Origin of the sequence: Asticcacaulis sp., assembly GCF_027484505.1 — a bacterium.
GTDB lineage: Bacteria > Pseudomonadota > Alphaproteobacteria > Caulobacterales > Caulobacteraceae > Asticcacaulis.
On sequence record NZ_JAIXSV010000056.1, the window covers coordinates 1 to 6,548 of the forward strand.

6 protein-coding genes are annotated in these 6,548 nt (G+C 60.8%); all 6 read right to left on the reverse strand.

Features of this window, described 5'->3' with window-relative positions:
- On the reverse strand, window positions 1-1,454 hold a 1,454-nt coding region (locus Q0072_RS02635; RefSeq protein WP_298325335.1), incomplete at its 3' end, for a nucleoside hydrolase-like domain-containing protein.
- 77 nt (window positions 1,455-1,531) lie between these two features.
- Window positions 1,532-2,308, reverse strand: a complete 777-nt coding sequence (locus Q0072_RS02640) for a DeoR/GlpR family DNA-binding transcription regulator (RefSeq protein WP_298325338.1) — start codon at window positions 2,306-2,308, stop codon at window positions 1,532-1,534.
- Between the two features lie 111 nt (window positions 2,309-2,419).
- Window positions 2,420-3,484 (reverse strand): ABC transporter permease, encoded by a 1,065-nt coding sequence (locus Q0072_RS02645; RefSeq protein WP_298325341.1) that lies wholly within the window; start codon window positions 3,482-3,484, stop codon window positions 2,420-2,422.
- Complete coding sequence (locus tag Q0072_RS02650; RefSeq protein WP_298325343.1) at window positions 3,481-5,007, reverse strand: sugar ABC transporter ATP-binding protein; 1,527 nt, start codon at window positions 5,005-5,007, stop codon at window positions 3,481-3,483. The genes Q0072_RS02645 and Q0072_RS02650 overlap by 4 nt, the downstream gene beginning before the upstream one ends.
- Window positions 5,004-5,654, reverse strand: a complete 651-nt coding sequence (locus Q0072_RS02655; protein ID WP_298325345.1) for a DUF2291 family protein — start codon at window positions 5,652-5,654, stop codon at window positions 5,004-5,006. The genes Q0072_RS02650 and Q0072_RS02655 overlap by 4 nt, the downstream gene beginning before the upstream one ends.
- Window positions 5,655-5,682: 28 nt before the next feature.
- A partial coding sequence (locus Q0072_RS02660; RefSeq protein WP_298325347.1) for a D-ribose ABC transporter substrate-binding protein occupies window positions 5,683-6,548 on the reverse strand: 866 nt, incomplete at its 5' end.

Genomic DNA, 6,548 nt, shown 5'->3' on the forward strand with positions numbered 1-6,548 from the left:
CTAACCGTGACGATGATGCGGCGGTAACGCGTGAGTGACGGTGTACCCTTATCCGAAACCCGCAAGATGAAATGGATGGTCTGCGGCGCGTCGACAATAGGGGCCTTGACCCAGACGCCGATGGCGTTTTCAGCGCTGATGTCGATCTTACCCTTGAAGGTTCCCGCCTCTGGATAGGTGAACCAGAGATAACTAAGGCTGTCACCATCGGGATCAGTGGTGCCGCCGGCGTCCAGGCCAAAACCCTGGCCCGATTTCACGGTGAAGCGGTCCGGGTGCGAAAGGGCGGGGCGCGGGGGGTGGTTGGATGCGGCAACGGGCTTCACCGTCCAATCCATACGAGCGGCGAAATCATTCTGGAAGTCATCGCGCCACCGCCAAAGCGTTACCTTCGCGTCGCTGAACACCGTATCGCCTGGTTTCATGGCACGGCCATAGTCCGCCTTTACAAACGGGGTATAACTGTCATCGGCGTTAGTCCAGATGGGGCGCGTTTCCTGGGGGATCGGCTTACCATCGATGAAGGTGACCTTCTGGTCGATGGCGATTTTGGGTGTCGTCAGCCTGTAGCGGCCACCCCACCCACCCCAGTCGGGCCGTTCGGGATCGTTAAGGCCATTCGGGATCAGGTTGAGCCAGGACGGGGTGTCCCCCTCCATCCCCCACGCCACGTCGGGATAGGCGGCCCCTAGAGGGCCATGGTCTTGCTGAATATGTTGCGCCAACCAACCATTGCTGATCCGGCTATTGTCGATCCCCGGAATGACGGAGTTGATGGCGATCCAGGTAGATGCGCCATAATCCCCGCCGGGAGCGACAATGTAGAACAGGTCGGGAAAGTTCTGCCGTATCCAGGGACCTGCATCATCCTGGTCAGAGATGGTGTGAACGCGAAGCCGTGACAGAAGCCGTGAAAGCTCAGCGGTCGTCACCGTCGCGCGCAACGTGAACAGGGCCTGTGCCAAGGTATTGGCACCGCCCCATGCTGTCACCCAGAGCGGGCGGTCATCCGGCCGGCGCAACTCCTGGAGGATCAGGTCGGATCCCGGACTATCCTTGCCTGCGCCCACCCCCTTCATGCCATAGTCAGCGGCACCACGCCGGACCACGCCCTGCAAGCTGGCCAAAGATGGATAGCGCGGGTCATGGAGCAGCAGGTTAGGCTGCACCGCGCCATAAGCATTCAGCACAGCCTCAATCAATTGTGGGGCCGGGTCGGATTGTTTCCACACCGACGTGGTGGCCACGAGCCCCCTGATCTCAATCTCATTGGCGTAAAGGAACAGGCGGACCATGCTTTGCGTGTCGTCGGGGTCGGCACCCATGTCCGACAGCACAATCATGCGCTGCGGCCTGTCCGATAGCTTCTCTGCGGCCATGGCCGACCTGACGATGCCTCCAGGCGTGCCAATCAGCACAAGGCCCATGATCAAGGTTATCACCGACCGGCGCATGGAAGTTCCTTTCAAGTTAAACTGTTAGCGCTATCATTTTCAGTTACAAAGAGGCGATTGGGCCATCTCCCGTTCAGTCAATTTGCGATGATGACCTCCACCCCGCGCCGGCGAAAGGCTTCCGCATCGGCGTCCGTGATGTCACTGTCAGTGATGAAAGAGTTAATCACATCCAACGAGCCCAAACGGGTAAAGCTGGATTTGTTGATCTTCGTTGAGTCCGCCACAAGATAAACGTGGCTTGCTGCCTTTATCATGGCCTCTTTCAACTGAAGATCGGCAAAGGATGGATAGGTCAGCCCGGCTTCCAACGCCACACCCGCCGTAGCAAGGAAAAGCTTGCCCGCAAATATATTGCGGAAATATTCGACCGACTTGTCGCCTGACAGCGACAATGTCGGGGCCTTGAACTGCCCACCAGGCATATGGACAGCATTGCCCGGCGTCGCACCCAGGATCAGGGCGATATTCAACGCATTGGTGATGACGGTGAGGTCACGACGGCTGGTCAGGCGCAGGGCTATTTCCGTGGTCGTGGTGCCTGCATCCAGGATAATGGTTTCCCCATCCTGAACCAGCGAGGCAGCAAAGGCACCGATCTTGCGCTTCTTCTCCATATTCTCCTGATGATGCAGGGTCAGCGCGCTGACCTGCACCGGCACGGTGTTCAAGAAGGCACCACCATGCTCGCGCGTGATATGGCCTTCTTGCTCCAACCGCTCCAGATCCTGTCGAATGGTCGCCTCAGAAACCCCGAACGCGACAGCCAAGTCCCGTACGCGGGCCGCCCCCTCCTCCTGAATCCATTCCAGGATGCGACGACGACGCGGTTCGGACAGCAGCCCCGCCTTCATGTCCTCGCGTGGGGAAACAGCATTCCGTGTCACGATGATAAGCCAGCTCGATTGTTGAGGTTTCGAGTATCGTTGGTCAGTCGCGGATTATGCAAGCACCATCCCTGAAGCCTATCGCCGACTGGCCGTCGCCTCCTGTGCCAACGCGACACGGGCCTGCAGGCGGCCTTGTGCCTGGTCGATCACCACGGCGGCAATGATCACAACGCCCTTGATCACTGTCTGCCAGAAACTGGACACGCCCATCATCACCAAACCGTCTGACAGGATGCCAATGACAAAGGCGCCAATGACAGTGCCGATGATGCGCCCCCTGCCCCCGGACATCGAGGTGCCGCCCAGCACCGCCGCCGCGATGGCATTCATCTCAAACGTTTCGCCTGTTGCCGGGTGGGCAGCCTGCAATTGACTGGCGATGATCAGGCCGACCAAAGCGGCGCAAAAGCCAGAGAAGATATAGACGGCCATCTGCACCCGCCCAACCTTCACGCCCGACAGCGCCGCACCGCGTTCATTGCCGCCCACGGCGTAAATATGGCGACCCAACGGCGTCCGCCGCGCGACATAGGCCGCCAGCGCCACCACGATGATCAGAAGCCAGATCAGGAATGGCAAACCCAGGATGGTCCCCGCCCCGATCCAGCCGAAACTGTCGGTTCCATACTCGGCCCGGCCCGTCAGGTTAGGGAATGTGGCCCCGTCGGAGGCCAGCAGGGCGGCCCCGCGTGCCACATAAAGGGTTCCCAGCGTGGCGATGAAAGGGGCGACCCCGGCCCTGGTGATCAGCCAGCCATTGAGGGCCCCCACCGCCACCCCCACCAGACAGGTGAGGATGGCGATCTCAAACGTATTGAAATAAATGGTCCAGCCCAGGCCCGTATCGACCCCGTTCAGGACCAACCAGCCTGCCACCATGGCCGACAGGCCCACCGTGGAACCGACAGACAGATCAATGCCGCGCGTGATGATCACAAAGGTCATGCCGATCGCCAGAAAGGCATTCAAGGCAACATGTTTGGTGACAATCACCAGATTGGCCGCCGACAGAAAATTCGGCACCGCCAGGGCGAAATAGCTGAACACCAGCACCAGGGCCAGAAAGGTCCGCGCCTGCAGGGCCAGCAGCAACCAAGCCTGAAGATTGCCGGGTCGGCGGATGGAGGGGATCGCGGTCATGCGGCGTGATCCTTGTTGGAATTGGGTGTGGCCGCCGCGACGATGGTCGCGGCATCGGTGCCGCCGGGGAACTCCCCCTGGATGCGGCCATTGGCCATGACAAGAATACGGTCGGAAAGCGCCATCACCTCTTCCAGATCGGAGGTGACGAACAGGATGCCCAGACCCTGGGCCGCTAGGTCGCGCATGGTGCGGAACACTTCGGCCTTTGCCCCGATATCAATGCCGCGGCTGGGTTCATCCATCAACAGCACCTTCGGGTCGGTCATCAGCGCCTTGCCAATCACCACCTTCTGCTGATTACCACCGGACAGGGACGAGACCGGGTTTTCCGGGTTGGCGATTTTGATGGCCAGACGCTTCACAAAGGATGCGGCCATCGCCGCCTCTTCCCGCAGGCTGAGGTGCCAGAGCCGTGTGAACAGCCCCAGCGATGACAAGGTCAGATTCTCCCGGATCGCCATGATCTGCACCAGACCATCGCGCTTGCGATCCTCCGGGATCAGGGCCAAACCCTGCGCGATGCGACCGGTGACGTCCTTGGAACGAACGGGCTCTCCCTTGATGAAGACGCGGCCCTTGGCGACCGGATGCTGGGCCATGATGCACTCGAGTAACTCTGTCCGTCCGGCCCCCATCAGACCATACAGGCCCAGTATCTCCCCTTCCCGCAGGGACAGGGACACATGGTCCACGACATAGCCACCACCGGAACGGGGCAAGCTGACATTCTCGACCCGAAACAGTTCAGGGCCAAAATTGGCAGGCGCTGTCCGGGGAAACTCCTTGCCCTTGTCCCCGATCATGGCCCGCACGATCCAGGGGATATCGACCCCCTGCATTGATTGGGCACCAGTGATCACCCCGTCGCGCAGGACCGTGATGTAATCGCCCACACGGATCAGTTCATCCAAGCGGTGAGAGATATAGACAATCCCCACCCCTTGAGCCTTCAGATCGTCAATCAGCCGGAACAGAACCTCCACCTCGGCGGCGGACAGGGCCGATGTCGGCTCGTCCAGGATGAGGATGCGCGCATCCTGGGCCAGCGCCTTGGCAATCTCGACAATCTGCTGCTGGCCCACCCGCAGATATTCCACCGGCGTGTCGGGGTGGATATCCTGTTCCAGCCGCGCCATCAGGGCGGCGGCGGCATCGGATTGCGCCTTTCTGTCAATGTCGATGCCGACACGCGTCGGCTCCCGCCCAATGAAGATGTTTTCGGCAACGGTCAGATTGGGGAACAGGTTCAGTTCCTGAAACACGATGCCGATGCCGACACGCACCGCATCTTCCTTGGACCGGAACACGCATTCCCGCCCATCCATCAGGATGCGGCCCTCGGTCAGCGGCTCCACCCCCGCGATCACCTTCATCAGGGTGGATTTGCCGGCCCCGTTCTCCCCGACCAGGACATTGACGGCCCCCATGCGCAGATCAAAATCAACGCCCTTCAGGGCGCGTGTGCCTGGATAGACCTTTATGCCACCCCTGATCGACAGGCCGACAGGATGATGGGTCATGGCACCACCTCCAGCGTGACCGGCAGCACCAGCAGTTCATCACGGGCGGTGCTGATTGCGGCAACACCGGTAAAGCTGAGTTTGGCCCCAACCAAGCTGTCGGCGGGCCGGGCCAGACCCGACAGGGCGCGGTCGTTCAACGCCCGACCCAGCCGGGCAAATTCGATCTGATCCCGGAAATCCCCGAACCGATAGAAAGGTGCGATATCGCGCAGGGCCGTGCCTGTGACCACAGGGCCAAGCTGCACCGACAAATCGGCAGCCCCATCACCATTAATGTCGATGGACAGGCGGCGTGCCCGCGCCTGGGGATTGTCAGCCACCACCACGCCGTCGCCTTTCACGGCAAAATTCCAGGCCACACCGTCACTGATGGCTCGATAGCCATAGGCAGCACCCGCCGCATCCAGACCGGCAGCGATGGCCGACCGCAGGTCACCAGCCTCCACGGCCTTTGCCTTGATCAACGGCAGCAGTTCCTGATCATAGGTGCGGTCCAACAGTGCATTGATCCTAGGCCCATCCCCGGCTTCACCCGCCGGTATCGCCCCATCAGTGGCAGCACTGCCCGTCCGCACAATCTTGCAGCCGGACAGCGTCACCAGGATCAGCGCCGATACGGCAACCATGGTCTTGAAATTCATCATCGGCCCCATGCCCATCCCGGTTCGCGGATCATTGGTCGATCAAAGCAAAATTGCGCAGCCGCGCGGCGTTGGCGCGGGTGATCAGGATACAGTCCATCAACTGCTTCTCATCCGCCCCCGTGGCCCCTGTCCGCAGATACCGATCCGCCTGCTTCACGGCCAATTGCGCCTGACGATAAGCGGGCTGCAGGACGGTCGCCTTGATCCCATCCTTCAGGATGCTGTCACGCACATCGTCCGACCCGTCAAAGCCGACGACGATCACATCGCGTCGCCCTGCCGCCTCCAGCGCCGCCCACGCCCCCAGCGCCATTGTGTCGTTGCCGGCGATCACCCCCTTCAACGCCGGATGGGCTTGAAGAATGGTTTCGGTGACCGCATAGGCTTCGGGCTGGGACCAGTTGGCGGTTTGCTGTGCGACCATGTGCAGGTCGGGATATTGGTCGATGATGTCGTGATAACCCTTCGACCGGATCATCGCATTGGTGTCGGATTCTTTGCCCAGCAGTTCGGCATAGGCCCCCTGCTCCCCCATCAGCCGCACAAACTCGGCTGCGCCCAACTGTGCGCCCTGATAATTGTTGGACACGATCTGGGAAATGGCCACACCCGTCGTGGTGATTTCACGATCAATCAGGAAAGACGGAATACCCGCCTGGCGCGCGCGCCGAACAGCCGCCACCGATGCATCGGCCCCGGCATTATCCAGGATGATGGCTTTTGCACCGGCGGCGATGGCGCTGTCGACAAGCTGCGATTGCTTGTTTGCATCATCCTCATGCACCAGCACCAGCGGCTGATAGCCCATTTCCTTGGCCATGGCCGCCGCCCCGTCGGCCTCGGCCTTGAAAAAGGGATTGTCGTGGCTTGGCACAATGATGGCGATAATTCCCC